The sequence below is a fragment of the Acidipila sp. EB88 genome, assembly GCF_003858395.1.
GTDB lineage: Bacteria > Acidobacteriota > Terriglobia > Terriglobales > Acidobacteriaceae > EB88.
In genome coordinates, this window is record NZ_QWEV01000005.1 from 3295162 (window position 1) to 3317869 (window position 22708).

20 protein-coding genes, 1 tRNA gene and 1 pseudogene are annotated in these 22708 nt (G+C 61.8%); 18 read left to right on the forward strand and 4 right to left on the reverse strand.

Translation table 11 applies throughout. The features are described 5' to 3' along the window. Positions 1–45: 45 nt before the first annotated feature. On the forward strand, positions 46–1305 hold the full coding sequence (locus D1Y84_RS13935) for an acyltransferase (protein WP_158615489.1): 1260 nt from the start codon (positions 46–48) through the stop codon (positions 1303–1305). Between the two features lie 71 nt (positions 1306–1376). Here D1Y84_RS13935 and D1Y84_RS13940 read toward each other — a convergent pair whose 3' ends face one another. After that, entirely contained in the window at positions 1377–2378 is a 1002-nt protein-coding gene (locus D1Y84_RS13940; RefSeq protein WP_124849230.1) for an aldo/keto reductase, read from the reverse strand. A gap of 156 nt (positions 2379–2534) precedes the next feature. Between D1Y84_RS13940 and D1Y84_RS13945 the strand changes: the two genes are divergently transcribed. The 7 genes from D1Y84_RS13945 (at position 2535) to phoU (ending at position 9920) form a co-directional block, all read left to right on the forward strand. Beyond that, positions 2535–3233: a winged helix-turn-helix domain-containing protein gene (locus tag D1Y84_RS13945; RefSeq protein WP_124849231.1), complete on the forward strand. Its 699-nt coding sequence runs from the start codon at positions 2535–2537 to the stop codon at positions 3231–3233. A gap of 81 nt (positions 3234–3314) precedes the next feature. Then, complete coding sequence (locus D1Y84_RS13950) at positions 3315–5141, forward strand: HAMP domain-containing sensor histidine kinase (RefSeq protein ID WP_233581423.1); 1827 nt, start codon at positions 3315–3317, stop codon at positions 5139–5141. 107 nt (positions 5142–5248) lie between these two features. Next, positions 5249–6256: a phosphate ABC transporter substrate-binding protein PstS gene (pstS, locus tag D1Y84_RS13955; protein WP_124849232.1), complete on the forward strand. Its 1008-nt coding sequence runs from the start codon at positions 5249–5251 to the stop codon at positions 6254–6256. Positions 6257–6544: 288 nt separating this feature from the next. Further along, complete coding sequence (gene pstC / locus D1Y84_RS13960) at positions 6545–7567, forward strand: phosphate ABC transporter permease subunit PstC (RefSeq protein ID WP_124849233.1); 1023 nt, start codon at positions 6545–6547, stop codon at positions 7565–7567. A gap of 9 nt (positions 7568–7576) precedes the next feature. Next, positions 7577–8467, forward strand: a complete 891-nt coding sequence (pstA, locus tag D1Y84_RS13965; RefSeq protein ID WP_199726413.1) for a phosphate ABC transporter permease PstA — start codon at positions 7577–7579, stop codon at positions 8465–8467. Further along, positions 8468–9226 (forward strand): phosphate ABC transporter ATP-binding protein PstB, encoded by a 759-nt coding sequence (pstB, locus tag D1Y84_RS13970; protein ID WP_124849234.1) that lies wholly within the window; start codon positions 8468–8470, stop codon positions 9224–9226. Position 9227: 1 nt separating this feature from the next. Then, positions 9228–9920, forward strand: coding sequence for a phosphate signaling complex protein PhoU (gene phoU, locus D1Y84_RS13975; protein WP_124849235.1), 693 nt, complete (start codon positions 9228–9230; stop codon positions 9918–9920). A gap of 95 nt (positions 9921–10015) precedes the next feature. On the opposite strand, the gene D1Y84_RS13980 is transcribed toward phoU, so the two are convergent. Continuing rightward, positions 10016–10939 (reverse strand): alpha/beta hydrolase, encoded by a 924-nt coding sequence (locus tag D1Y84_RS13980; RefSeq protein WP_124849236.1) that lies wholly within the window; start codon positions 10937–10939, stop codon positions 10016–10018. A gap of 93 nt (positions 10940–11032) precedes the next feature. Beyond that, positions 11033–11779: a Crp/Fnr family transcriptional regulator gene (locus D1Y84_RS13985; protein WP_124849237.1), complete on the reverse strand. Its 747-nt coding sequence runs from the start codon at positions 11777–11779 to the stop codon at positions 11033–11035. Between the two features lie 498 nt (positions 11780–12277). Here D1Y84_RS13985 and D1Y84_RS13990 point away from each other — a divergent pair, with 498 nt between their 5' ends. From D1Y84_RS13990 to D1Y84_RS14010, 5 genes are all read left to right on the forward strand, one after another. Beyond that, positions 12278–12967, forward strand: a complete 690-nt coding sequence (locus tag D1Y84_RS13990; RefSeq protein ID WP_124849238.1) for a PIG-L deacetylase family protein — start codon at positions 12278–12280, stop codon at positions 12965–12967. 123 nt (positions 12968–13090) lie between these two features. Beyond that, on the forward strand, positions 13091–13567 hold the full coding sequence (locus tag D1Y84_RS13995) for a bifunctional 2-polyprenyl-6-hydroxyphenol methylase/3-demethylubiquinol 3-O-methyltransferase UbiG (RefSeq protein WP_233581424.1): 477 nt from the start codon (positions 13091–13093) through the stop codon (positions 13565–13567). Next, the gene (locus tag D1Y84_RS14000; RefSeq protein WP_124849240.1) at positions 13564–14277 is read left to right on the forward strand and encodes a glycosyltransferase family 2 protein; all 714 of its coding nucleotides are present in this window, start codon (positions 13564–13566) and stop codon (positions 14275–14277) included. Before D1Y84_RS13995 ends, D1Y84_RS14000 begins: the two co-directional genes overlap by 4 nt. Before the next feature lie 95 nt (positions 14278–14372). After that, complete coding sequence (locus D1Y84_RS14005; protein WP_233581425.1) at positions 14373–15215, forward strand: acyl-CoA dehydrogenase family protein; 843 nt, start codon at positions 14373–14375, stop codon at positions 15213–15215. 75 nt (positions 15216–15290) lie between these two features. Continuing rightward, the gene (locus D1Y84_RS14010; RefSeq protein WP_124849242.1) at positions 15291–17498 is read left to right on the forward strand and encodes an AsmA family protein; all 2208 of its coding nucleotides are present in this window, start codon (positions 15291–15293) and stop codon (positions 17496–17498) included. 62 nt (positions 17499–17560) lie between these two features. Here D1Y84_RS14010 and D1Y84_RS14015 read toward each other — a convergent pair whose 3' ends face one another. Further along, a complete protein-coding gene (locus D1Y84_RS14015; protein WP_124849243.1) occupies positions 17561–17776 on the reverse strand; it encodes a hypothetical protein in 216 nt (71 codons plus the stop codon). Between the two features lie 196 nt (positions 17777–17972). Between D1Y84_RS14015 and D1Y84_RS14020 the strand changes: the two genes are divergently transcribed. The 5 genes and pseudogenes from D1Y84_RS14020 to D1Y84_RS14035 all read left to right on the forward strand — a co-directional run bounded on the left by D1Y84_RS14020 (position 17973) and on the right by D1Y84_RS14035 (position 22201). Beyond that, positions 17973–18064, forward strand: a tRNA-Ser gene (locus D1Y84_RS14020). 488 nt (positions 18065–18552) lie between these two features. Continuing rightward, a pseudogene (locus D1Y84_RS18970) lies at positions 18553–18672 on the forward strand (hypothetical protein); the annotation flags it as partial. Further along, on the forward strand, positions 18618–18938 hold the full coding sequence (locus tag D1Y84_RS18975) for a type II CAAX prenyl endopeptidase Rce1 family protein (protein ID WP_370245774.1): 321 nt from the start codon (positions 18618–18620) through the stop codon (positions 18936–18938). The pseudogene D1Y84_RS18970 and the gene D1Y84_RS18975, both read left to right, overlap by 55 nt. A 780-nt stretch (positions 18939–19718) precedes the next feature. Beyond that, a complete protein-coding gene (locus D1Y84_RS14030) occupies positions 19719–20744 on the forward strand; it encodes a site-specific integrase (protein ID WP_124849244.1) in 1026 nt (341 codons plus the stop codon). A gap of 392 nt (positions 20745–21136) precedes the next feature. Continuing rightward, the gene (locus tag D1Y84_RS14035) at positions 21137–22201 is read left to right on the forward strand and encodes a YhcG family protein (protein WP_124849245.1); all 1065 of its coding nucleotides are present in this window, start codon (positions 21137–21139) and stop codon (positions 22199–22201) included. The last annotated feature ends 507 nt before the right edge of the window (positions 22202–22708 follow it).

Genomic DNA, 22708 nt, shown 5'->3' on the forward strand with positions numbered 1-22708 from the left:
TGGAGCGCGGCGCGGTGCATGGTAGGTTTCCCGCAGGAGAGTGCTGTGAGTGATTTGAAATCTTCGGGCCTGTTCCATACCCTGGCTCGTTTGCCCCACGAACTGGGGCGTCCCGTTGGCCGCGTGGCGTATATCCCACAGATCGACGGGTTGCGGTTCCTGGCGATTTTCGTTGTGTTCGTCTGGCACTCGTCGCTGCGGGCCAGCCGTTATGCGGACAGGCTGCAGAAGCAGGGCATCGATTCAGGAACGCTGTACCGCTGGTTTCCGCATGGAGAAATTGGCGTAGACCTGTTCTTCTTCATCAGCGGCCTCGTCATCGCGCAGTCTTTTCTGTATCGCAAGAGCAAGTGGAGCTTTCGCGACTTCTACACCAAGCGCTTCATGCGTATCTACCCGCCGTACATCCTGAGCCTGCTCGGCTGCTTCGCGGTGCTGGGGCTTACGCATCACGTGCCGGAGGGAGGCGGTTCATTTGCCTCGAACATCCCGCTGCTGCATAGCTTTGCCGCGTCGGCGGTGTATGTCCACAGTCTCTGGTTCAACGCACCGTCGCGGCTGAACCCGCCCATGTGGTCGCTCGAGATCGAGATCCAGTTCTACCTGATCGTGCCGTTCTTGATGCTGGCTTACCTGCGCCTCAAGCGACAGGCTGCCCGCATGGCTGTGCTGGCCGCTGTGAGCGCCGCGGCCATTCTCGTGGTAGCCAGCTTTCATCTGCATGGTCCGATGGATCACCGCTTCCGGATCGGGCTGCTTGCCTATGCACCCTACTTTCTGGCCGGCATCGCCACGGCCGACCTTTCCAAGCCTGGCTGCCTGTTGAACAGGATCAAACCCGGCGCCGCCTACGACGCGGTGATGGTCGTCGCACTGGTCGCATTTACAGGCTTCGGGCTCTGGCTTTGCGGCAACGATGCGCACCCACAGGGCTTCTGGCTCAATGTCATCTCTCCGTTGGCCGGTCTGGTGATCGTGTCCATGATCTACCTGGGTGCGCTGTATGGGCACGTGAGCCGAGCAGTTCTGGGCTTGCCTTGGATCGCGCTGATCGGCACCATGTGCTACTCGATCTACCTCACGCACATCGCTGTGGTGCAGGGGGTTTCCGACATCGTGCTGAGCCGGCTGCACCTTGAGAACCGCTGGCTGATCTGGGGTATCTGGCTGCCGAGTTTGGCGGTGGCTGTGTTCGGGGTGGGGCTGGTTTTCTACCTGCTGGTCGAGCGGCCACTCATGAACGGAGGCGCCAAGGTAGCGCGGCACGACGCTGGCAAAACCGTGCTGCCGCATGCGGCTGCCTGAGGATCGCCACGCGCACTAGCCGTAACAGTGTGCGTGGCGATCCCGGCCTCACCGGTATGCAAACCGCAGTGTCAGCGGTTTAATGCGTGCATCATCGCCTCGGTATAGCGACTGCCCACAGCAGCGTTGGCCGGGGCTATTTCGTCTATCTCACGAAGTTCACTCGCTGACAATGTGATTGCGGAGGCGTCCGCGTTCTCCTCCAGATACTGCACACGCTTGGTGCCTGGGATGGGCACAATGTGCTCGCCCTGCTGCAGCGTCCAGGCGAGCGCAAGCTGGGACGCTTTCACGCCCTTGCTCCGGGCGAGCTCTTCGAGTTTGCCCACGAGTTCGAGGTTTTTCCTGAAGTTTTCACCCTGGAAGCGCGGATTGCTGCGTCGCCAGTCGCCCGGCTCCAGGTCGCTCTCGCTCTTGATCTGCCCGGTCAGGAAGCCCCGGCCCAGCGGCGAGTAGGCGACGAAGCCGATACCGAGAGAGCGCGTCAGCTCCAGCAGTTCCTCCTCTGGGTCGCGCGACCACAGCGAGTACTCGGTCTGCAGCGCGCTGATCGGATGCGTTTTGTGCGCGCGGCGGATAGTCTCCGGTGCTGCCTCGGAGAGCCCGAGGTACTTGACCTTGCCGGCTTGTACCAGCTCAGCCATGGCGCCCACCGTCTCCTCGATCGGCACATCCGGGTCCACGCGGTGCTGGTAGTACAGGTCGATATGGTCGGTCCCGAGCCGCTTCAGGCTGGCCTCGCAGGCCTGCTTCACATACGCGGGACGCCCGTTCACGCTCGTCTTCGACGGATCGTCCTTGTCTCGTTGAATACCGAACTTGGTTGCCAGTGTGACCTCGCTGCGGCGTCCTTGGAAGACGCGGCCAAGCAACTCCTCGTTGGTGTGCGGACCGTACATGTCCGATGTGTCCAGAAAGGTGATCCCGAGCTCGATGGCGCGTTGCAGCGTCCGCACGGATTCCTCGTCATCGCGCCCGCCGTAGAAAGCGGACATCCCCATGCAGCCGAGTCCCTGCTCCGACACGACGAGCCCTTGCGATCCCAAACGGCGCTTTGCCTGTTCCTGTTTCATGTATCCCCTTGTAGCGTTTCAGCTATTGGACTCAGATCCCCTGTTCCGCGATGCTTGGCCCGGTTTGCCATGGAATTCATGCGATGTTCGCTTCGTTGCCGCCCCGGGGAGTAGCCTAAGGCGAGCCGCGCGCAGCGCGGAGGAGGGCAGGCCCGCTTGAGCACCACTGTGTTTGTTCTGGAAGACGATACGGATATCGCCAGATTGGTCGAGCATCATCTTCAGGCAGCGGGGTATACCCCACGCCTTTTCCCCACGCCGCTGAACCTCCTCTCGGAGGCTGAGAAGCAAAGCCCCGCGTTGTTCCTGCTGGACATCATGGTTCCAGGCGGGGACGGCCTGGACGTCTGTCGCAAGCTTCGCGCCAACCCGCAGCTATCCAGCATTCCCATCATCTTCATGACTGCCAAGGCTTCGGAGAACGACCGGGTGCTTGGCCTGGAACTCGGCGCCGACGACTACGTCACCAAGCCCTTTGCGCCGCGCGAGCTGGTGGCGCGCGTCAAGGCAGTGCTGCGGCGCTTCGAGCGTCCAACCGGCCCCCAGACCATCCAGTTTGAAGACGTGATCATCGATGCAGGCGCCATGCAGTTGCGTGTGCGCGGCGAGATGACCACCACAACCGCAACGGAGTTCCGGCTTCTCGACTACCTGGCCAGGCACCCTGGACGCGTGTTTTCGAGGGATCACCTGCTGGATGCCGTTTGGGGCGATGCACGCTTCGTGACGCCGCGCTCAGTCGACGTGTATGTGCGCAGAATCCGCGAGAAGATCGAAGTGGATCCTGAAAATCCGCGCTATCTCAAGACCGTTCGCGGCGCCGGATATCGCTTTGAAGTGCCCAAGCCGGCGTAACCGCGCACACGCGACCAAGTAAGGCCGCCAAAGGCAGCTGCCACGCTGCCGGGGCAGCAATGGCAAAGGAGGGCAGGCACAGTGACCGGCCGCGTATTCACCAAGCTTCTGCTCTCCTTCATGCTGGTTCTTTGCATCGGCACCGTGATCCTGGACTTCTCGCTGAGCCACTTCGTGCAGCACTCGCTGTATGCGAGCTCCACGGAGTACTACAACGCGAAGGGTGCGCGGATGGCCGCGCAGCTCGCGGCGACTCCCGCTGCCGACCTGCCGACCGTTGTGCGCGCCCAGGCTCTCGGTGCCCGTGCCAACGTCGCGGTGTTTGATTCGATCGGTCACCTGGTGGCGTCCGCGTCTGCTGCCGACGGCAATGGACTACAGCCTGAGGCGCCGACAAAGGGGTTCACCTCACCATCCGGCGAGATCACTCCCCAGGCACCCCCTGAAACGTTGAGCCTGCGCAGCACCGAACCTGCTGTGGCCGGCCCGGTGAGCAGCACGATCGACGGCGACCTGCTCGACCTGTCCGTTCCGGCTGGTCAGTACACCGTGCACTTCGCTTTTTCGCTTGCCGGTGTGGACTCGACCCTGCACCTGCTCTGGCACGACTTCACCATCGCCTCGCTGCTGGCTCTCGGCCTGGCTACGTTTCTGGCTGCCTTTCTGGCGCGCAGGGTCGCGCAAAGGCTGTCCCGCATCGTTCGCTTCGCCAACCGCATCGCGTCCGGCGAGCTGTCGGCGCGCGTGGAAGAAGGTCGGCTGGACGAGATCTCGGAAGTGGCGCACGCACTGGATAGTACCGCGGCCCGGCTTGAGGAGAGCTTCAAGGAGCTGGACGGCTCGCGCCGCGAACTGGCGGTGCTTCTCGACAGCATGCAGGAAGCGGTGATCGGCATCTCGCCCAGCTCGCAGGTTACTTGGTCGAACAGCAAGATGAAGTTGATCTCGCCTTCAGCAGTGCGCGAGGGGCGCTCGCTGGTGGAGTGCGTGCGCGACCCGGATGTTCTGCGATGTGTTGCGATCGCACTGCAGGACAAGGAGATCGGCTACGGCCGGGCGACGTCATTTGTGCCGAGCCGATCGTTCGCGGTGAGTGCGGCGCCGATGCCCGGCGGCGGCGCGGTGGTGGTGTTGTACGACGTGACCGAGATCGAACGCACCGAGCGCATGCGGCGGGACTTCGTCGCCAACGTGTCGCATGAGCTGCGCACCCCGCTGACCTCCATCTCCGGGTATGTGGACACAGTGCTGGACAGCGAAGAGCGCTTGTCGTTGCAGGGACGTGAGTTTCTCGGCATCGTGCTGCGCAACGCAACGCGGATGAACCGGCTGACTGCCGACCTGTTGACGCTGGCCAACGTGGAGGCCCGGGACTATCGCATTCACCCCCAGCCCATCGCGGCGGATGAACTGCTCGACGACGCGCTGGACGCGCTGGCCGGCATCGCAATTGATTCGGGCGTGGAACTCGAGCGACTGGCGGCTCCTCCGACCCTGGTGCTCGCGGACCTGGATGCGTTGAACCAGGTGTTCGGCAACCTGATTGAAAACGCGATGAAGTATGGGCGGGCAGGCAAGCGGGTGCGTGTAAGCGCGCGCAATGTCGAGGATGCGGTGGAGTTTTCCGTGCAGGACTTCGGGCCGGGGATTGCCTCCGAGCATCTTGAACGGATCTTTGAGCGCTTTTACCGCGTGGACAAGGCTCGCTCGCGCGACTCCGGCGGCACAGGCCTTGGCCTTGCCATCGTGAAACACATCATCCTCGCCCACCATGGGACCATTCGGGCAGAGAGCGAACTTGGCTCGGGTTCCAGGTTCCTGTTCACACTGCCTCTCGCAGCCGCTCCCGCGGCGACAGGTCATGACGGCGCAAGGCGGCAGCAAGTTTCACCGTCCCTACCACTTTAGGTACCAAAAAGCTGCAAAAGCGTTACCACCTGTGCAGTTTGGGCTTGCATGTAAACCCCTTGTAACAGGCGACCACCATAATCCTCGAAGTAGAAAGCGAGGCTCTTGTGAAAGCGAAATCTATTCTTACGGCTGCCCTCCTGGTGTGCACAGCCTCTGCTGGGTATGCGCAGAAGCTGAATGGCGCCGGCGCGACCTTCCCGAACCCTATTTATTCCAAGTGGTTCAGCGAGTACAGCGCACAGCACCCGGGCGTCGAGATCAACTACCAGCCGATCGGTTCCGGTGGTGGGATCCGCCAGGTCACGGCCGGCACGGTCGACTTCGGTGCCACAGATGGGCCCATGAGCAACGAGCAGCTGGCTTCCGCCAAGGTCAAGGTGCAGCACATCCCCACTGTTTTGGGCGCCGTGGTTCCGATCTACAACCTCCCGGGCATCAACCAGGAGCTTAAGTTTTCGCCCGAGGTCCTGGCGGATATCTACCTGGGCAAGATCACCAACTGGAGCGACGGGCGCATCGAGAAGGACAATCCCGGCGTGAAGCTTCCCAACACCGAGATCATCGTGACGCACCGCTCCGATGGCAGCGGTACGACCTTTATCTTTACGGATTACCTGAGCAAGGTGAGCAACGACTGGAAGACCGGGCCGGGCGCCAACACGGCTGTGTCGTGGCCAAAGGGACTGGGCGGCAAGGGCAACGAGGCGATCGCCGGACTGGTGCGCCAGATGCCGGGTTCCATCGGCTATGTGGAGTTGATTTACGCCCTGCAGAACAAGATTCCCTACGGCGCCGTGAAGAATGCGTCGGGCAAGTTCGTCAAGGCCAGCATTGAGGGCGTGGCAGCTTCGGCCGCTGCCGTGAAGATGATGCCGGCGGACTACCGCGTGTCGATCACCAACCAGGTGGGCGGGGACGTGTACCCGATCTCGAGCTTTACCTGGCTGCTGGTGCCGACCCAGGGTCTTGATCCTGCCAAGGAAAAGGTCCTGAAGGACTTCCTCGGGTGGATGCTGGAGCATGGCGAGTCCGAGGCGTCGTCGCTGTACTACGCGCCGCTGCCAGCGTCCGTGGCCGCCAAGGTGCGGACCACCGTCGCGCAGATGAAGTAGTGCCCATGCGGCGCGGGCGGCCATCCGGGGTCTTCGGGGTCCCGCGAACGCCGCCCGCGCGTTACTCTGCCGGGAGCTTTCGGCCATCGCCGGCGATGGGAGGGGCAGGCAGGAGTGCTACCCTCTCCTTGTCTGTATTCCCCGTCTGCACCATGAGGCGCTTATGGTTCGCCGCGAGTACAGGTGGGGTGCGGCGAACTTTAACATGCCATTTAACAAAGCTCGATAGGGTGGAAGCTGGTGGATAGTAAAACACAGCAATCTCGCATACCCAGCTTTTCTGAATCCTTGTCCCAGACTGCAGTGCAGGCCCCCGATTCCGCGACCGCGCCGGAAAACCGGGACCCCGTGGTGGCTTCGCCGATCCGTGAGTTCCTGGCCGGGCGTGGCAGCTCCGCCTTTGCCGACCGGTGGTTCCGCGGCCTCATGGTCGCCTGCGCCCTCAGCATTTTCGCCATTGTCGGACTGATCGCCACGGAACTGGTCCTGCGCTCCGAGCTCAGCCTGAAGAAGTTCGGCGTCGGTTTCTTTTTTCACTCCGGTTGGGATCCGGTCGCAGGCAACTACGGCGCGTGGCCCTTTATCTACGGCACGCTGGTGTCCTCGCTGGTTGCCCTCGTGATCGCCGTACCGCTGGCCGTGGGGCTTGCCATCTTCCTTACCGAGATGTGCCCGCGCTGGCTGCGTTCGCCGCTGGCGTTTCTTACCGAGCTGCTGGCGGCCATCCCCAGCGTGGTGTATGGGCTCTGGGCGGTGTTTGTGCTGGTTCCGCTGCTGCGCGAGCATGTCAACCCGGTGCTGGCCAAGGCACTTGGCTGGACCACTCTCTTCTCAGGCCCCAACTACGGCATCGGCATGCTGGCCGCCGGGGTGATCCTGGCCATCATGATTCTGCCGATCATCTCGTCTCTGACGCGCGAGGTCATGTCCGCCGTGCCGCACATGCAGCGCGAAGCGGTGCTGGCGCTTGGCGCAACCCGCTGGGAGATGATCCGGATGGGTGTGCTGCGCAATGCGCGCATTGGGATCGTCGGCTCGATCATCCTTGGCCTTGGCCGCGCGCTGGGCGAGACCATGGCGGTCACGATGGTGATCGGCAACCGGCCCGAGATTGCGAAGTCGCTGTTTGCTCCTGGCTACAGCATGGCGTCGGTTATTGCGAACGAGTTCAGCGAAGCCTCGGATGACCTGTACCTGAGCGCGCTGATCGAAATCGGGCTTGCCCTGTTCCTTGTCACCATCGTGGTCAATGCGTTGGCGCGGGTGCTGGTATGGGCGGTAACCCGCGGCGCGCCAGCGCGGGCGGTGTAGGAAAAATCCATGGCAGAACAAGTTGCAATCAGCCCATATGCCGGGTCCAACGGCAACCGGATGCGCCGCGCGGTGGCGAACCACATGGCGACGGCGCTGGCCATTATCAGCACGCTGCTGGTGGTTGCGCCGCTGGTGGCCATCTTTGTGTACCTGATCTACAAAGGCGCCAGCTCCCTCAATTTCGCGTTCTTCACACAGATCCCCAAGCCTGTGGGCGAAGTGGGCGGCGGCATGGCCAACGCGATTTACGGCTCGGCCATCCTGCTCGGCATCGGCAGCCTGGTCGGTGTGCCGGTCGGCATTGCCAGCGGCATCTTTCTGGCGGAATTTGGACGGGGTGGCCGTTTCGCGAACCTGGTGCGATTCACTGCCGACGTGCTGAACGGGGTTCCGTCGATCGTGATGGGCATCTCGGTCTACTCGTTGATCGTGCTGCCGCAGAAGCACTTCTCGGCGCTTTCGGGCGGAGTTGCTCTCGGGATCATGATGATCCCCACAATCACTCGCACCACCGAGGAGATGTTGCTGATGGTGCCCAATTCGGTGCGCGAAGCTGCGCTCGGCTTGGGTGTGCCGAACTGGCGGTCGGTGCTGTCGATCACGCTCAAGACGGCGTCTCCAGGTGTGATCACCGGCTGCATGCTCGCGTTTGCGCGCGTCGCGGGCGAAACAGCGCCGCTGCTGTTTACCGCGTTCGGTAACAACTTCTGGAGCAGCAATCTGACCCAGCCAATTGCGGCCCTCCCGTTGCAGATCTATGTCTACGCGATTTCGCCCTATGATGACTGGCACCGGCTGGCGTGGGCCGGCTCGCTCGTGCTGATTGTGCTGATTGTGGTTGCCGTTGCGCTGGTGCGTTTTGTGACCTCGCGCGGCATTTTGAAAGGGGCAAACTAAGTGGGCGTCGGTATTGAGGTCACTGAGCTGGATGCGTGGTATGGCACGCACCAGACTCTGTTCAAGATCAACCTGAACGTGCCCGCCAACCAGGCGACCGCGCTGATCGGGCCTTCTGGCTGCGGCAAGTCGACCTTTGTGCGCTGCCTCAACCGCATGCATGAGACTGCGGCCGCAGGTCGCGTTGCAGGCACCGTGCGCATCGGCAACCTGGATATCTACAGGGACGCAGCGCCGGTGGAGATCCGTCGCAGAGTAGGTATGGTGTTCCAGCGGCCTAACCCGTTTCCAACGATGTCGATCTATGACAACGTAGCGTCTGGGCTGAAGCTGAACGGCTTCCGCAACCGGCGCATGCTGGACGAAATCGTTGAGAAGTCTTTGCGGCACGCCGCACTGTGGGACGAGGTCAAGGACGACCTGCGCAAGAAGTCAGGCGCGAGCCTTTCCGGCGGTCAGCAGCAGCGTCTGTGCATCGCGCGTGCCCTTGCGGTGGACCCGGAAGTCCTCCTTATGGACGAACCTGCGTCTGCGCTCGATCCTGTTTCCACAGCCAAAATCGAAGATCTTATCTTCGAGCTCAAGAGCCAGTACACAATCGTGATCGTGACGCATAATATGCAGCAGGCTGCACGCGTCGCGGAACGTACGGGTTTCTTTCTCTCCGGCAAACTGGTTGAAATCGACGCAACGCACAAGATTTTTACCAATCCCGGTGACAAACGCACCGAGGATTACATCACTGGCAGGTTTGGCTGATATGCGGGTTCGTTTTCATCAAAGCTTGGGTGATCTGAAAGAGAAGCTGTTGGTCATGGCCGGGCTGGCCGAGCAGTCAATTGAGCGGGCAGTGGAAGCGTTCCGAACGCGGGACCTTTCGCTCTGCGCACAGATCGATGCCTCCGAAGCAGAGATCAACCGGTATGAGCGCGAGATCGACCAGATGGCGCTTGACCTGCTCGCGATGGAACAACCCATGGCGATCGATCTTCGCTTCATCCTGTCGGTGATCAAGATCAACTCCGATGTTGAGCGGGTCGGCGACTCCGCCGTCAACATCATCGAGCGGGTGCGTGAGCTGCAGGCTTTTGCGCCCGTAGATATGCCCGTGGATATACCGCGCATGGCGTCGCTCGCCACGGACATGGTCCGGCGGGCTATCCAGGCGTTTATCGAAGGGGACGCCGAAGCTGCGCAGAAAGTCCTGGCACTGGACGATGCAGTCGACAAGCTGAATCGCAGCGCCTACTTCTCGCTGTTGAACGTGATGCGTGAGCAGCCGCACCAGACCCTGCAGGCATTGAACACCCTGGTGATTGCACGCTCGCTGGAGCGTGTTGCCGACCATGCGACAAACATCGCGGAGGATGTGGTGTTTTGGATTCGAGGCGCTGACGTCCGCCACTACGTCGCGCCGGCTGTGGTCGATGGAACCGGGGCGGAACGAGTCTAGGCAGCAAGGCTCGGCTCGAGCGGCCCACGTCTGCTGTATGGCGCAACGCTTACAGCGGCTGCGTTGACTATTGTGCGAGCGCGTTTCCTGCCTGTCTAGTTTGTGGTCGCACGTGCCAACGTTGCCAGCCACTGCAATACTGTTGTTTCCAGGGCGATGCGGCGATCGCTGTAGCTGTGATCTGTCACAAAGTGCTTCTCCATCACGCGCGTATCGCCAGCCGCTCGCAGCGCAGCGGCGAGTGCGTGATTGGCTGGTGCATTGTCATCGTCCGACTCCACCATGAGCACCGGGAGCTGCTTCAACGCCGGCGCGTAGGCGATGTAGTTCCAGTGCCCGGCGTTGGCCTTGATCTCGGACCACAAGCCCTCGGGCGTGCAGCCCTGCAGCGGCGCACTCTCCGCGCGCATACCGGCGATGCCGGAGCGGTCGCTGGCAACGGTCGCCGGATGCGATGCTTCTGCGCCGATGTTCCATGCGCTGAGTGCAGCGACGCCTGCGACACCCGTGCGGTTCGCCGCGGCATGCAGGGCCAGGAAGCCGCCCATGCTGTGCCCGATGACCACGATCCTGCTGGGGTCGAGCGCGTACTTTGCGGCGATGGCAGGGTCACGGAGGAAGGCGATGGCGGCTGAGGTGTCTTCGTCCGCATGGGTGAACGAGAACGCGCCGGGCGAGCCCCAGGCACCACGATAGTGGAAGGTGAGCACGCTCCAGCCGGCTCGCCGCATAGCCTGGGCCAGATCGAGATTTTGCTCGTTGCCCGGGAAGCCATGCAGCAGCAACACCACTGGATGAGGCCCCCGGCCAGCCGCGAGGTAAAAGACTGCATTCATGGCCGCGCCGTGGCTGGGCACCGTCAGCTCAACGAGCTGTGCCGGGTGCTGGGCATCGCGTACCGGGTCGGCTGTAATGGCGGCTGTGACGCTTGCTGCAGGCTGCGTTTGTTGCGCGTGTAGTGCGGGGAGCAAGGCAACGGAGAAAGCAAGGCTGAGCAGCAGACGGACGGATCGGTTCACGCAGCGCTCCTTTGCGGCAGGATCTTCAGCACATAGTTGCAAGGAGTCTACTGCGAGGCCACGCCACTGGACATCAGAGTTTGCCGGGCAGCATCAAGTCGCTGCAGCCTCGGCCTGGTAGCGGATGTTGCCGCCTCGCGTGATCGAGTGGCCGACTGCGAGAAAGCTCGCTGCGGCTACCCCATAGCAATCGCATGCCGACTCCTGAAGCTTTTCCCGACTCAGGATCTGGATGTGGCCGCGGCGATAATCAATGGCTCCTGCTTTTTGCAGGGCTCCGCAGGCCAGGGTCACGGTAGGCCGGCCTGAGCCAAGCATCACCGAAAGAAACTCCTGCGTAAGGTCGACCATGTCTGTGCTGACGCGGTCCTGCACCATCAACAGCCAGCGGGCCAAGCGAGCATCCGCAGGGTGGAACAGGTTGCAGGCTCCCAGTTGCTCGAGCACGACACTTTGCCCCTGCACAAACGCAAGCACCGCACCGCGCACGGAAGCAGAGTGATCAAACGCTTTCCGCAGAGCTGTGAACGGGACACGGAGCGCCGAGCCCTCTACCTGCACGAAGCACTGGCTCACGACCGGGGCAGAGCCCAGCAGGTGCAGCGCGGCGGTTACACCCTCTCGGCCGATCAGGCCGACCTCTGCGCATTGCCCCGCTGGCGTATTCGCAACGACCGAGGCCATGCCACTGGTCGGGAAGTAAGCGTAGTGCGGGATCTGGTTGGCTTCGTAAAGCACCATGCTTCGTGGCAGCGCGACAGGAACAAGACTGGTGCTGAGTTCATTTCTCGCGTCGTCTGACAGGGCTTTCAGCAGGGTGTTCGATGCCGGGTGGAGCATAAGGCACATCCTTCAATACAGCAGGTAAGGACAGCCGCTACACGGGCACGCAGCGAAGGGGATTGCCATCGTGTGAAGCATGCCGCAGGCAGCAACATGCAAATGGGGCGCCAGCTGGCGCGAAGTGTCCTGAATGACTGCTGAAGGCCGTTGCGGCTGGATGAACAGCAGGGAAGGAGGGAACTCCTAAGTAAAACACCCTGATTAAGTCTACCCGGTTGAGCACATATCTGCCGACTCAAGGTAAGGAATGCGGTTGCCTGGGTAACCGTAGTGCAAGGTTGTATGGTGAGCGCGTTTTTTTGCCCACACTGCTGCCGCTGGTTGCCATGTTGCGAGAGATTGCCCGGGCACACATGAGAACAAAGCTCCGTGGTGTTGCACGGTTTGTTGTGAGATGAAGCCTGCTTCTACCCGTGGCGTGCGTTGGACCATGCCCTTTGTGGATTGGGGCATCCTACCAAGCGCATATCTGTCACGAAGTACGAAGGCCGAATCTTGATTATCCCGATCTGCCATGAAGATACCTGGACTGATTTCCTGAGAGACCTGGAGGACTGGCATGTTCCAGACATGCCGATCGTCCTGGTGTCTCCCCATCCGGATGACGAGACGCTGGGCGCCGGTGGGCTGCTCGCCGCCTGCCGGGGTGCAGGGATACCGGTCACGGTCATCGCAGTGACAGATGGAGAGAATGCATACCAGCAGAATGACGGTTTAGGAGCAGTGCGGGAGCAGGAGCAGAGCCGGGCGCTCGACTGCCTTGGCGTGGCATCGGACCACATCCACAGGTTGCGACTCACGGACAGCGGACTTATGGAGCAGAAACACTTACTCGTCGAGGCACTTCGCCCGCTGGTTTCTTTTGGCAGCCATGTGATCGCGCCCTGGCACGGTGATTTCCATCCCGACCACGAAGCTTGCGGCGCAGCCGCGGCTGCAGTGGTGCAAGAGAAGGGTGCGACGCTTACCTCCTATCTTTTCTGGACGTGGCATCGCGGCACACCGGCAACGCTGACCGGACAGAAGCTTGTGCGTTTTCCGCTTACCCCGGAACTTGTTGCGTTGAAACTCAAGGCGCTTCACTGCCACCAGTCGCAACTGGCGCACGCAGGAGAGCCGCCGATTCTTCCTTCGTATCTGCTGCAGCCGGCGATGCGTCCGTTTGAAGTTTTTGTAATGGCCTGAAGAACCTAGGACAAGAGTCATGGATCCCACGAGTCAGGAATTTTTCGAGCAGAAATACCGTCATACCCGGACCCCTGGCAGTTCGCTTCGAGCGCGTATGAAACCGCGCGCTACGACGCGATCATGGCTGCCCTGGGCGAAAAGCGCCATCGCAGGGCTTTTGAGCCTGGCTGTTCGATCGGTATGCTGACGCGGCGTCTTGCAGAGATGTGTGAGCAGGTGGAGGCGATGGATATTTCGCCGACCGCCGTGGCGCAGGCGCAGCAACGCTGCAGGCATCTGCCGGCGGCAGCAATCCGCTGCGGCACGGTTGCTAACTCTCTGCCCGCTGGCACCTTCGACCTGCTGATCCTGAGTGAGATCGGGTACTACTTCGACGAAGATCACTTGCGAGAACTCGCAAGCACAGTGCTCGAACGGCTCGAGCCTGGTGGCACACTGCTCGCCTCGCACTGGCTCGGCAACTCTCCCGACCACATTCTGAGTGGCGACGCGGTGCATGCAGTGCTGGCAAACGTGATCGCTGCTGTTCCCGGCATTGCCCTCGCGCATTCGGAACGTCGTCCCGGGTTCCGGCTGGACCTGTGGGTGCGCGCATGAGCCTGCAGCCCTGGCATGTAAGCGTGCTGATTCCCGCACGCAACGAGGAGACGCTGCTGCCTCGCTGTCTTCGCTCGGTACTGAGGTCGGCCGCAGCTCTTCCACCCGGCACAACGTTTGACGTGGTTGTGGTCGTTGACAGCTCTACCGATGCCACGCTGCAAATAGCGCAGCAGATCCTTGGCAGCGCGGGTGCGGTGGTCAGTACAGACTGCGGCGTGGTTGGCCATGCACGGGCAATTGCCGCGGGGGTCGCCCTGTCTCGCTACAGTGGGCCGCTTCATCGGTGTTGGCTGGCGAACACAGACGCCGACTGCGATGTGCCCGAGACATGGCTGCAACGGCAGTTGCTGATAGCAGGGGAGCACATGGATGCAATCGCAGGAACAGTGGGCGTGGATTCGTTCGCGGAGCACGACGCGGGCGTGCCGCAGCGTTTTCTTGAGACATACCTTGTCGAGGCAGATGGCTCGCACCCGCACATTCATGGTGCGAACCTTGGTGTGCGCGCCGATGCTTACCTGTCCACCGGGGGCTGGCGAAGCCTGGCCACTGCAGAGGACAAAGACCTCTGGGAACGACTTGCCCTTGCCGGCCGTGCGCGCGTGTCCACCAGCCGCACCCGGATCCTCACCAGCGGCCGCTTTACCGGGCGAGCTCCGAATGGTTTTGCCCAGGCGCTGGCTGCGCATAACGGGTCCATCGCTTGACCGCGCACGAGTTGTGCCAAAGCCTGCGAGCAAGCTTCTCTGACCCACTGCCTTTGCCCGCAGGCGGCCAGACACCCCTCCGCCACCAGCGCCTGATGGAGCTGGGACGCCAGAACCTGTCTCTGGCGCGTCTTGCTGAAGCGCATTGGGACGCGGTTGCCATCCTGGCCGAAGCAGGACGCGAGCCGGCCCCCGGAGCAATTTGCGGAGTGTGGGCGTCGGAAAAGCCGGATATGGCTCTGCGACTGGAGCGTGCGGGAAACGGCTACAGCGTGACGGGCCAGAAGCTCTTTTGCACCGGCGCAGGTCTGGTGGATCGCGCGCTGGTCACGGTAGGTTCGCCCGCTTCGTTGCTGGTAGAGGTCGACCTGCGCAGCAATGCTGGGCAATGGGAGTGGAACACGGGGGACTGGAAGACCGGAGCCTTTGCCGAAACCCAGACAGCGCGCGTGCAGTTTCACGGTGTACGCGTCGAGGCAGATGCTGTCCTCGGGGATGATGGCTGGTACGTTCACCGGCCGGGTTTCTGGCATGGTGCGTGTGGGCCGGCCTCGTGCTGGGCCGGCGGCGCGGCCGGTCTGCTCGACTATGCCCTGCGGAACAGTCGGGCAGATGCGCACACCCTCGCGCACCTGGGAGCCATGCATGCCGATGCATGGGCGCTGAGCGCTTTTCTGCAGCGAGCAGGAGAGGAGATCGATGCGATGCCCGGCGACTATGCTGGCGGCTGTGTGCGCGCGTTGACGGTGCGCCACTTGGTCGAGCAGGCGGCAACCGATATGCTGCGGCGCTTGCCGCGGGCCTATGGGCCGTACCCCTTGGCCATGGACGCCGGCATGAGTCGCCGCTGCCAGGAGCTGGACCTGTATCTTAGACAATGCCATGCTGAGCGGGACCTGGAAGCCCTGGGTCGCGGTGTTCGCCCGATGCGTGACTGACCGGGCCGCCGCGTGCATCGCGCAGGTGGCCGCCGCGGCGCCGCGTAGATCGCCAGAGCAGGAGCCTTTGAAGCTGTGACCAAACCGATGCGAGTGACAGCCGTTTTTGTCGGTACCCTGACCGTGCTGCTGGTCGTTGCCGTGACGGTGATTCCGTGGTTTCTCAACACAGAAAGCGCGCGCCGCGAAGCGGAAGCGCGGTTGACCCATGCGCTCGGACGCAACGTCTCGATCGACAAACTGTCTGTTTCTTTGTGGCAGGGCAGTCTCGCTGCTCAGGGCATCTCGGTGGCTGATGAGCCAGCGCAGGGCGCGCGTCCCTTCCTGACGGCAAGAGAGTTGCGACTGCGTCTGTCACTGCCCCTGTTGTTGCGGCGCATCGTCAAGGTGGAGGGGCTTGTGCTCGAGTCGCCGCAGGTACAGCTGGTGCGCGACGGCCAGGGCCGATGGAACTACGCCAGCTTCGTGGTTGGGTCCGGCAGTGTTCAGACTCCCGGCCACACGGCCGAGGGTCGAGCGATCCTGGCGATCCGTCAGTGCCTAGTGCGGGATGGACAGGTCACCGTGATGACTGGGGCGGGAGCCTCGGCGACGAGCCGGGTGTACCGTGGGCTTGCAGTCAAGATCGATGACCTGGATGGTCAAGGCGCGTCGCCCTTGAGCGCCACCATGCAGCTTCCCGGCGGCGGGCGTGTGCAGGTGCAGGGTGCCGTTCAACCGGGTTCCCGGGGCGGTCAGGCGATTCCGCCGTTTTCGATTGCCGTGCAGGTGCAGCATTTCAAGCCTGAGCTGGATGGCTTCAACGAGGGCTCCTGGCGGGTGGGCGGAGACGTGGCAGCGCTCCACTTCCGTGCCGTGTCTGTCCGGAACCAGCTTCGTTTCAGCGAACTTGTAGCGCAAGGAGCTCAGCTCAGCGTGGCCACGCTTCCCGCGCATGCGCTTCGTGCGACTTCACCGGTTCCGAGCTCACGTACTGCGTTTTCAAGTGTGACGCTCGACAAGGCGACGCTCCAGGATAGCTCCCTTCGCTTCAACGGGCGAGATGGCCATGCCACGGAGTTTGCACATGTTCAGGCTGTGATTGCCAACCTCGCGCGTGGTGCCGTCGCTGATTTTTCTGCCGCCGGCGACACGGCACACGGCGGCCACGTCAACATTCGGGGGCATTTTGCCCAACCGCCGGCTGCGTCGGGACAGCTGAGCCCTGACGCTGTACCTTCACCGATGAGCGACGGCACGCTGGACGCGCAGGTTGCAGTGCAGCAACTCGACCTGGCGGCCACGGGAGCCGGCGCTGGTGCGAACCTTGCAGGCACGGCGAATGCTGAGGTGCACGTGCAGACGGCAGGAAGCATGCTGCGCTGCAGCGGCACAGCCAGGATCGCAGCCCTGCGGCTTGCCAGAAACGGAACCCCTTCGGCAGTGCCCGTGACATTGAGCTTTGCCATCAGCCAGGATGCGGAGAGTCGTGCGACGCCCCCTGCCGATAGCAGGGATGGGTCAAAAAGGATGGGCCGGATTGATCGTGCGGACGTGTCGATTGGAGCAGCCACGGCACACATCGACGGCACCTACGCCGTTGCAGGACATGACACTGAGCTTGATCTGCGCGTAAATGGCCAGTCCATGCCCATCGATCCGATGGAGGCGTTTCTGCCATCGCTCGGCATTGAACTGCCCCATGGCTCGCAGTTGCGGGGCGGTACGTTATCCACCGAGCTGACGATCACCGGCGCCCCGGCGAGCCCGCACGTGCGTGGCTCGATCGGGCTGCGAAACACGGAGCTTGCTGGTTTTGATCTGGGCGCGCAGCTGCAGGTATTGGCGCGGTTCACAGGAGGCAAGCTGGGCACGGCGACCCGGCAGGGCACGGCAATCCAGTCGCTCACCGCTGTGATCGATGCGGCTAACGGTTCGCTGCGCACGGACAACCTTGCGCTGAACATCGCAGGGGTAGGCACCGCCACCGGGCAGGGCACCGTCCATGCCGGGGGAGCGCTTGATTATGATCTGCTGTTGAAGCTTGAAACAAGCGGCGCCCCGGCGAACAACCCGCTTGCGGGTGGGCTTGCTGCCTTGTTCGGGGGTGGAAAGTCGGGATCACTCTCCGGGCTGCTGGGTGCGGTGTTGCGTAATGGGGTTCCGGTGCGGGTCGGTGGAACGTCCAGTCATCCCAGCTTCGCCGTGGACCTGCACTCAATCCTGTCAAAGGAGGAGTGGCCGGGTCGGCCGGAACTGCTCCACCCGGCAATCGCCAAATCTGCCACGATCGCCCACCTGTAAGGAAGATGGCGAGGATGCTGGTCTTACTGCGAGACTTGTACGCAGGGCTGGGCGGGCCCGTGTCAGAGAACTGCTTCCTTGTGTGTGGCCTCGTAGTCGGTGATGAGCGAGCGGATGCACAGGATCTTCTTATCCAGTCCCATCAGCTCAAGGCGGGCATGTTCAGAAAGCGAACCCTTCACCTTGCCCTCAAAGGCCTGCCGCTCCGACAGCAGACGGGTGAGAAACTCCTGTTGTTTCTGGTACTGCTTGGGATTCCATCCTACCGGTAAGGCCATACGGTAAGTGTAACAACCGAAACCAAATGTGCCTGTTCTTGACGCGACACTCTTTCAAGAATTGACAGGAATGGCCGGGCAAGAGACGACTGGCGTTGCGAGCGGGTGCATGGCAGGGCTGCGGGTCGAGCACTTTGAGACGCAGGGGCTTTTTGGTACAGTAGGGAGGAAGCAGCAAGTGCTTTGCTGTGTTAGCGGAGAGATGGCAGAGTCCGGTCGAATGCAGCTGACTCGAAATCAGCCATACCTTTACGGGTATCGGGGGTTCAAATCCCTCTCTCTCCGCCATACGTGTGCGTGAAGTTACGCCAATCGCTATAATCCGCTTAAAATGAATGAGTTAGATGGACGCGCACCGCGCTTACACCGCGTATGGTGCGCTCTCATGTGCCTACCTGCATGCCGTTTGTCTTGCAACGCTGACGATGTCTTGCAGCGGGACATCCACATCGAACAAGCGCTATCGACCCATCCGATGATGCTCCTGAATGGTCCTGGTGTAGTCGGTGAGGCACACAAACGTGTAAGGAAGCTCTGCTCCAGTTGAGTTGTTGGCGGTGTACGCAACCGTAACGTTTAGCAGCCGAACCTTTGTGTAATCCTCGGTTCGAACCCCTGTAAACCACAGTATCTTCATGGTCGAAGGGAACTCGTCTGACGCCATGAGCGTCCCCTTGACCTCAGCTGTCTCGTCCGGACCGTCAGAACCTCATTGAGGCATAGACGTCTTAACGTCGCGTTCTTTCTGCGCGGGGAAGTTCCCCGGGTGGGAGACGTTGCTGTACCAAGCCACACTGCCCGGACTGGATGAAGAGCTTGCGTTTCGAGGGGTGGAATGCGGATGTTTGCTCTGCTGTTTTGGCCAGACCTCAGGAAGGATCTGGGCAGCCGCCCTCACTTCTTTGCTCTTTGGCTTTGCACACGGGTCACCCTTGATCACGGCTCGTTCCACTTCGCAGTGCTGCCCCTTACCTACACGCTAGGCATGGGGCTCCTGCTCGCGACGGTCCGCGTCCGAACAGGGAGTTTGCCGGGTCCGCTGCTCATGCACAACACTATGAATGTCACAGCTGAAATGATTGCGTGGCTTCCGTCGGCCGCGCCTGGCGCGGCGGCCTTAATAGCGCCTACGCGCGGCATGCTGCTTGCCAAGCCCCGTTAACGCGTTCTCTTCATTAATCGTAGGTGACGGGAACGGCATTTACGCTCGGACGAAGATACCGCATGGCGTCGTGCGGGGATCGGCGCCCTCCGGTTTGGCAATCCCTGGGAAGCTTAGCCAGCGTCCACTTTCGGGCGGAGTGTATAGCAGGTACTGCAAAGACCCAGCATGGATCTTGGTTCGACCGCGGCCAGTGGAAAACTCTCTGAGCTCTGCTTCTGCGCAACGGCTTTCTGTCACGCCCTGCAACGAGGATCTCAGGCGGCAGGTCACGGAGCATCACTGCGTGTAGGTCCTCGGGGAGGTCAACCTTGAGCGACCGCGGCCGAGGCACAGGTTCGGCGAACAGGAGCCGTTCGCGGTGGGCAGCCGTGAGGTCGTCCGCAGAGTCGACTGCCTCCAGGTAGCGGAGCAGGGCAGAGCGGGAGACCAGGTAGGTGCCGCCGATGTTCTGGACCTCGCCAATCGCGCGCATGACCGATTGCGCGGTGACGCGCTGGACCGCGAAGACCGCTCGAGATCGCGCCGGGTCCAGCTTTCGGTCACAAAATGCCGCACCCGCTCGGCGATCGCGCCGGCGCGATGCCGCTAGGACACGGTCCTAGCCATGTCTTCTACCTCTAAACAGCACTCACCGAGGGTACTCTATTGTTGGCCGACCTGCCAGTAATGCAATGCAAGGACGCTCCTCTCTGACCCACGATAAGAGATGCTTCTCAGGGGTCAGCGTGCTATCGTCGCTCTGAAGGCCAAAAAGAGCCTACCGCAAGGGAGTGCCGGATGGACGAAGTGGACCTGGATCGACCCTCGCCGCAGCGTGCTTCACCGTCCGCCCTCGTCAGCACGAAGCCAACTCTCCCGCAGCTGGCTCCGGACGATCCCCTCTGGCGCACGGCCGAGGCGGCCAACCAGTATGTGCGGGCCGCCAAATCCCCGGCCACCCGCCGCGCCTATGCCGCGGACTGGCGCCACTTCACGGCATGGTGCGGGGAGCACGGCCTCCAGTCGCTGCCGGCCGAACCCGCGACGGTCGCCCTCTACCTGGCCGCGCTCGGAGCCACCCACAAACCTGCCACCATCACCCGGCGATTGACCGCGATCTCGGCCGTCCACGGGGAAGCCGACTACCCGTCGCCAGCCAACCTCTCGCATCGCCTGGTCGCCGACACGTTGCACGGGATCCGCCGGACGCTCGGGACCTCGCAGAAAGCAAAAGAGCCACTGTCGGTCACCCAGTTGATCCGGGTCCTCGACCATCTCGAGGGCGGACTGCTTGCCGCGCGCGACCGGGCGCTGCTACTGGTCGGGTTTTCAGGCGGGCTCCGCCGGTCCGAACTGGCAACCTTATCTATAGAGAAGCTCGAGTGGCACAAAACCGGCATCACGATCCGGCTCGAGCGCTCCAAGACCGATCAGGAGGGCGAGGGCAGGGAAGTGGAGATCCCACTCGGCCTCCATCCGGAGACCTGCCCGGTCCGCGCGCTCAAGAGCTGGCTCGAGCGGGCCAACCTCACCGAAGGCCGGGTCTTCCGCCGGGTCGACCGCCACGGCAATGTCGGTGCAGCGCTTGATAAGGATTCGATCGGGGTCATTGTGCAGCGCTCGGTCAAACGGGCCGGGTTGACCGCGAAGCACTACGGCGGCCACTCTCTGCGGGCCGGCTTCGCAACCCAGGCTTACCTCAAGGGCGCGACCGAGCTCGAGATCATGCAACAGACCGGCCATCGCTCCCTCGCCATGGTCCGGCGCTACATCCGCGAAGGCAAGAAACTGCGCCAGACCGCGGCCGGAAAGCTGGGGCTCTAGGCCGGCATCCGAACGGGTATGAACAAACGGCCCAAGCAAAGCGTGGGACCTCTGATGTTCCGCAAAACATGGGAAAGCCATGAGGTTTTTCTCGTGCGTCCGGGCGGCACAACTAAGCAATCGGGATCATGGCGCCTGGATCGTACCCGATGGCAGAAGCGAAGACGGGAAAGAGCCTCTCGCTGCGGCTTAGCGGAAGTTCCAGGAAGAGACTGGCTTCCTCGCACGCGGATCGTTCTTCAATCGCCAGCGGAGCTATTCAGCTTCAAGCCTGGTACTCCAAGTCGTTTGTATTGAACGTTGTAGCAAACGACAACAGTAGCGTTTGTCATCCGTAATCGTGATAACGTCAGCTTTGCAGCCGCTGCTGCAAATTCCAGGACCTACCTACTATGTCAGAGCTCTCCTCTCTCCCACTTGGCTATGCCGCGCTCCTGGAACAGCTCAAGGCCCGGATTCAGAATGCGCAGGTCCGGGCTGCTCTAGCAGTGAATCAGGAGCTCGTGCTGCTCTATTGGTCGATCGGCCGGGACCTGAGCCAACGGTTCGAGGATGAGGGCTGGGGAACAAAGATCACCGAGCGCCTAGCCAAGGATTTGCAGGCGGCGTTTCCAGGTGTGGAAGGATTCAGTCCGCGGAATCTCCGGTACATGCGTACGTTTGCCGAGGCTTGGCCCGAGCCGACAATCTTGCAACAGCTTATTGCCAAATTGCCTTGGGGCCACAATCTGCGCGTTCTGGACCGGGTCAAGGACCGGCCCACGAGGGAGTGGTACCTCCGCGCTGCCCTGGAAAATGGTTGGAGCCAGAATATTCTGGTGCATATGATCTCTGGCCAACTTCACGAAAGGGAAGGGAAGGCCCTCTCGAACTTTCAGAGAACCCTCCCGCCGCCTGGATCAGACATGGCGAATCAGCTTCTGCGTGACCCCTACAACTTCGACTTCCTGACGCTCACGAAGCCGTTTGCCGAACGAGAGTTGGAAAAGGGGCTGCTTTCGCACCTGCGTGATCTGCTTCTTGAACTCGGCCGCGGATTTGCATTTGTCGGAAGCCAGGTTCCTTTGCTGGTAGACGGCCGGTCCTTCTATGTGGACCTGCTGTTCTACCACGTCCGGCTTCATTGCTATTTTGCGATCGAGTTGAAGAGTGGAGAGTTTCAGCCAGAGTACGCCGGGAAGCTAAGCTTCTACATCGCGGCGATCGACGGAACATTGAAAACAGCAGGTGATGCTCCAACTATCGGACTGCTGCTATGTGAGAGCCGTAGCGGACCGATCGTCGAGTACTCACTGCAAAACCTTCTTCAGCCGATTGGCGTGTCGACGTACCGTTTGACACGGGAACTGCCTGCTCCCGTACGAGAGGAACTACCCAGTGTGGAGGACCTACAGGAGGTAGTGCTTAAGCTCCGAGCGGAGACCGAAAACAAAACGGGGACTGCCGATGCGGACTAACGTCGGTCTGGACCGAGCGATTTTGGCCGCAAGAGAATTTGGCAATAGCCTATTGCCAAATTGTTGGAGTGCTGTATCCCATAAAGCACCAAAAGGGGCGATGAGCTGCCAGCGATCTACGGAGCCACCTGTCAGCTGGCCGAGGGCATGACGGCGCGGGGACGCGGAGCTGAAGCAGAGCGCGAGCTCACTGCCCACTTCAATTCTCAGCTCTTCTCCGGCGATTGAGCAACCAGTAACAGGCCCATGCAGTCGTCGACTGGATCTAGGCCTTTGGTTGGCCACTCGGAAGCAGTACCGATCTGAAGGGGTCACTTCTGAATAGCCCGCCATCCATCAACAGCGCGGACCACTTCGCATAGGGCAGCTTCAGGCACTTAGGGATGTTTGTTGTACCTCAACCCTGAAGTGGCCGGCTTCACACTCCCGACTGCAATCTGCGGGGGCCGCAACTGAGCCTGGTCCTTCCGACTCCACGTCGTTCACCCATGCGCGGACCCAGTTGCG

Bases quoted from the DNA above. Each gene is read 5' to 3' on its own strand.
- D1Y84_RS13940 (WP_124849230.1), bottom strand. From the start codon at position 2,378: ATGAAACAGGAACAGGCAAAGCGCCGTTTGGGATCGCAAGGGCTCGTC.
- pstA (WP_199726413.1), top strand. From the start codon at position 7,577: ATGGCAGAACAAGTTGCAATCAGCCCATATGCCGGGTCCAACGGCAAC.
- phoU (WP_124849235.1), top strand. From the start codon at position 9,228: ATGCGGGTTCGTTTTCATCAAAGCTTGGGTGATCTGAAAGAGAAGCTG.
- D1Y84_RS13985 (WP_124849237.1), bottom strand. From the start codon at position 11,779: ATGCTCCACCCGGCATCGAACACCCTGCTGAAAGCCCTGTCAGACGAC.
- D1Y84_RS13995 (WP_233581424.1), top strand. From the start codon at position 13,091: ATGGCTGCCCTGGGCGAAAAGCGCCATCGCAGGGCTTTTGAGCCTGGC.
- D1Y84_RS14000 (WP_124849240.1), top strand. From the start codon at position 13,564: ATGAGCCTGCAGCCCTGGCATGTAAGCGTGCTGATTCCCGCACGCAAC.
- D1Y84_RS14005 (WP_233581425.1), top strand. From the start codon at position 14,373: ATGGAGCTGGGACGCCAGAACCTGTCTCTGGCGCGTCTTGCTGAAGCG.
- D1Y84_RS14015 (WP_124849243.1), bottom strand. From the start codon at position 17,776: ATGGCCTTACCGGTAGGATGGAATCCCAAGCAGTACCAGAAACAACAG.
- D1Y84_RS18975 (WP_370245774.1), top strand. From the start codon at position 18,618: ATGTTTGCTCTGCTGTTTTGGCCAGACCTCAGGAAGGATCTGGGCAGC.
- D1Y84_RS14030 (WP_124849244.1), top strand. From the start codon at position 19,719: ATGGACGAAGTGGACCTGGATCGACCCTCGCCGCAGCGTGCTTCACCG.
- D1Y84_RS14035 (WP_124849245.1), top strand. From the start codon at position 21,137: ATGTCAGAGCTCTCCTCTCTCCCACTTGGCTATGCCGCGCTCCTGGAA.